Genomic DNA, 4,091 nt, shown 5'->3' on the forward strand with positions numbered 1-4,091 from the left:
GCCGTCGGCGGAGGAGTAGTTGGTCAGCCGCATGTACGAGTCGATGGCGTCCTTGCGCTCGCGCGGGGCGCGGTAGTAGTAGTCGGTGAAGCCGGGGAAGTAGCCCTCCTCGCTGAACGGGCTGGTGTCCTTCAGCCGCAGCGTCAGCGACCGCACCAGCGTGGTCACGGTGGCGCGCGGGAAGCGCCGGGCGAGGTCGAGGGTCAGCTCCACGGCGCTCTGGCTGCCGCCGACGACCACGACGGACAGCGGCGACCGGTCGCCGTCGTGGGCGACGTCGAGCTCGGCGAGCCGCTCCAGCGCGGGCAGGTACCGGGTCAGGTGGAACACGCGCGGGGAGTCGACGGCGTCGAACGGCTCGGGCACGTAGGGGGCCCGGCCGGTGCCGATCACCAGCGACCGCCCCCGGTGGACCTGCCCGGTGGAGGTGGTGACGGCGTAGACCCGGCGGTCCTCGTCGTCGCGCTCGACCGCGACGCCGGTGACGTGCGTGCCGTAGTCGACCTGGCTGCTGAAGTGGCTCGCGGCCCAGGAGACGTAGCGCGCGTAGTCCTTGCGCAGCGGGAACTCCAGCGGGACGTTGAGGTGCTCCAGCAGCCTGCCGTTCTCGAACAGGTAGTTGATGAAGCTGTAGCGGCTGCGCGGGTTGCGCAGCGACACCAGGTCGCGCACGGGGTGGTTCTGGATGTCCGAGCCGTCGAGCATCATCGCGCTCTGCCAGGACGGGCCGGGCCTGGCCTCCAGGAAGCGGGCGTCGAGCTCGTGGCCCTCCTCCTCGAAGGCGATGGCCAGCGACAGGTTCGCGGGGCCGAAGCCGATGCCCAGCACGTCGTGGCAGCGGGGCGCGGGTTCGGCCCGGTCGGGGGCGGCGGCGAGCGGTGGAGCGGCTGCGTCGGGCATGGAGCACCTCTGATGCCGTGGGGGTGGGGGGTGTGCGCCGCCGTCAGGCGACGCGGGCTTCGGACAGGCACGCCAGGGCGATGCGGCGACCGGCCTCGGGGGCGGTCTTGACGCCGCCGCCGTTCCAGCCGCGCACCGACCAGGCGTGCGGCACGCCGGTGCTCTCCAGCAGGCCGGACGGCCCGTGCGCGGGCTCGCCGTAGGCGTCGGTGGCGCGGGTGGTCGCCACGTGGGCGGCCAGGGCGACCCACGGGAGGTGGGCGGCGAGCGCGGTGGTGGTGGCCCGCTCGTGCGCGGGGTCCGCGGGGGCGTCGAAGGGGCAGTCCCACACCAGGTGGGGCATCCCCAGGAGGGTGCGGTCCGCGCCGACCGGCTTGGCGTAGCGGCCGGTGCGCAGGTCGACGAAGGTCGCGTGGGGCGGCGCGCCCGGGTCCCGCCGCACGACGCTGACCTGGATCGAGCGCGCCCGCACCGGGTGCGCGGTCCGCAGCCCCGGAACGGGGTCGGCCGCCCACGGGCCGGTGGCGGCGACGACGGTCCCGGCGCGCAGCTCGCCGTCGTCGGTGTGGACGACGGGGCGCCCGCCGCGCGCGGTGACCGCGCGCACGGGCGTCCCCTCGCGCACCGAGGCGCCGAGGGCGCGGGCCTGGGCCAGCCAGTCCGCGGTGACCTCGGCGGGGTCCACCCAGCCCGCCTCGGGCTCGACCAGCGCGATGCCGCCCGCGAGCCGGACGCCCCCCGCCGCGTCGGGCCCCGCGCCCCCGGGCGCGGGGCCGCCCCGCGCGGCGGTGATACCCGCGGCCTCGGCGCGCAGCTCCGGCTCCAGGGCCGGGTCGGCGGCGGTCACCGAGCCGACGGCGCGCAGCGGGGACCGCCCGGACGCCCAGTTCGCGGGGTCGCGGTAGACGGCGAGGCTGGGCAGGGCCAGCTCGGCGATCGCCGGGTCGGGGTCGTAGGCGCGCACCATGCCGCCGGAGCGGCCGGTGGCCCCGGAGGCGGGCAGCCCGCGTTCGAGCACGACGACGGAGGCGCCCGCGGCGGCCAGGTGCCGCGCGATGGAGGCGCCGGTGATCCCGGCGCCCACCACCACGACGTCCGGGCGCTCGGGCGCGCTCACGGCCGCCCGTCCAGCGGGGCGGGCGAGGTGACGCGCGTGCCGCCGGGCAGGAACGACCAGTCCGCCTCGCGCACCGGCTCGCCGGGCAGCCCGAGCCACCGCCAGGTCCGCAGGGCGAGGTCGGGGGTGATCGGCCAGGCCAGCGCGGCGAACGCCTTGGCGGCCAGGTAGTCCAGGGCCAGGCTGGTGCGCGCCTCCTCGGCCAGCGAGGGCACCGCGCGCAGCGGCTCCTCGGTCGCCCGGAACTCGGCGGCGCGCTCCACGAAGGCCTCCAGCAGGCGGACGTAGCCGCGCGCGCTGAACGACTCGGGGATCAGCAGCCCGTCGAGCTGCCGGGTGGTGAGGTTGAGGGCGCGGTAGAACTCGCGGTGCGCGTCGGTCCACGCCCCGGTGCCGGGCACCACCCCGTCGCCGACCTGGGCGAACCCGGCCAGCCACTCCTGCGCGGCCAGGTGGAGCGGGTCCTGCGCGAGCAGGGCGGCCCGCTCCTGGGTGATCCGGGTGACGCGGCCCTCGGGGGCGTTGCGCAGCAGCGCGAGGCGCACGGCGTCGGCGCCGGCCTCGGCCAGCGCGGGGTCGGCCCAGATGGCGTGGCCCCGGCTGGTGGAGAACTTCGCGTCGTCCAGGTGCAGGAACTGGTTGGTGACGAAGGCGGCGGGCAGGTGCTCGGCCAGTCCGGCGGCGAAGGCCACGGCGGGCAGGAGCACGGCGTAGAAGAAGCTGTTGTCGTAGCCGAGGAACAGGGTGATCTTGGCGGGGCCGTCCTGCTCGGTCTCGGCGCGCGCGGCGTCGAGGAAGGTCAGCGCGAGGTCGACCCAGGCGTCGACGCGCTGGCCGTCCGCCAGCTCGACGCCCCAGTCGGCGCGGCGGGCGAGCCGGTACGGCGGCAGGCCGTCGGCCAGCAGGCGCTCGACCAGGGCGAGCAGGTCGGGTGAGGTGTGGCAGTCCTTGAGGTACCGGGCGAGCTGCTCGGCGTGGGCGGACACGTCGAGCCACAGGGCGCGCTCGGGGCGGGTGGTGGCGGGGCCGCCGCAGAGCCTGCAGCGCGGGTCGACCAGGTCCTTGGTCTCGTTGGGCCGCCCGCACGCCTCGCAGATCTCGCCGTCGCTGTCGGCCGCGCAGTGCGCGCACGTGCCGCGCGCGAACGCCTGGTGCAGCGACAGGTCGCAGGCGGCGCAGTAGGCGGTGTCCCGCTCCTGCTCGGTGACCGAGGGCGAGGCGGCGAGCCGGGTGATCAGCTCGCGGACGCGGTCGGCGTGCCCCGGCTCGGTCGCCGGGCGGGTGAGCCGGTCGCAGTCGACGCCCGCCGCGCGCAGCGTGGTCAGGATGGCCTCGCCGTGGGAGGCGGCGACCTGCTCGGGGGTGGCGCCGCCGAGGCGGGCGCTGACCGCGACGTGCGACTGGTGGTCGTCGGTGCCGGTGACGTGCCTGGCGTCGCGGCCGGTGCTGCGCAGGGCGCGCACCAGCACGTCGGCCCGCACGTACGGCCCGGCGAGGTGGCCCAGGTGCAGGCCGCCGTTGGGGGTGGGCGGCGGGCAGAAGACCAGGGCCCGCTGCGGCAGCGAGGCGCGCGGCGGGGCCTCCTCCAGGGCGGCCACGGCGCTGGGGATGTGCTCCCAGTAGATCGAGACCAGGTCGAACGGCTCGTCGTGCTCGTTGCGGATCTCGTGGTAGCCGAAGGGCGACAGGTGCACGACGCCGCCCGGTCCCAGCTCGCGCTCCTCGTCGCCGAGCACCACGGTCGCCCGGCCCGCCAGGACGATGAACAGCTCGCCGTCCTGGTGGGCGTGCCGCTTGGAGACGCTGCGCGGGGGGACGCTGCCGAAGACGGAGCCGAACGGGAGGCCGTCGATGTCGGCGGCCGAGAGCATCGGTTGCAGGCTCATCTCGTAGGACCAGCTCATGGCCGACCGGTCGAAGGCGCGCGTTATCACAGGAAGTCCCCTGGTGTGTGGTGTGGACGGGGGACCCGGCGCGGTGCGGGGGCGCGCCGGGCGGGTGCGGGCAGCACGGGGTGCGGCGCCGCCCGCGCGGGAGGTTCCGTGGTGGGGTGCGCCGCGCCACTGGGGGCGGT

At 76.6% G+C, this 4,091-nt stretch carries 3 protein-coding genes; all 3 read right to left on the bottom strand.

Annotated features, from left to right (window positions below):
- Positions 1 to 900, bottom strand: a 900-nt coding sequence (locus ACTUAL_RS23440; protein WP_440901755.1) for a SidA/IucD/PvdA family monooxygenase, incomplete at its 3' end; no start/stop codon positions are given.
- 43 nt (positions 901 to 943) lie between these two features.
- Positions 944 to 2,017, bottom strand: a complete 1,074-nt coding sequence (locus tag ACTUAL_RS23445) for an NAD(P)/FAD-dependent oxidoreductase (RefSeq protein WP_440901756.1) — start codon at positions 2,015 to 2,017, stop codon at positions 944 to 946.
- The gene (locus ACTUAL_RS23450) at positions 2,014 to 3,921 is read right to left on the bottom strand and encodes a class I tRNA ligase family protein (protein ID WP_440901757.1); all 1,908 of its coding nucleotides are present in this window, start codon (positions 3,919 to 3,921) and stop codon (positions 2,014 to 2,016) included. The genes ACTUAL_RS23445 and ACTUAL_RS23450 overlap by 4 nt, the downstream gene beginning before the upstream one ends.
- Positions 3,922 to 4,091 lie beyond the last annotated feature (170 nt).

This window comes from Actinosynnema sp. (assembly GCF_052038725.1).

Excerpts from the sequence above, each read along its gene's own strand:
- ACTUAL_RS23450 (WP_440901757.1), bottom strand. The coding sequence starts at position 3,921 with ATGAGCTGGTCCTACGAGATGAGCCTGCAACCGATGCTCTCGGCCGCC.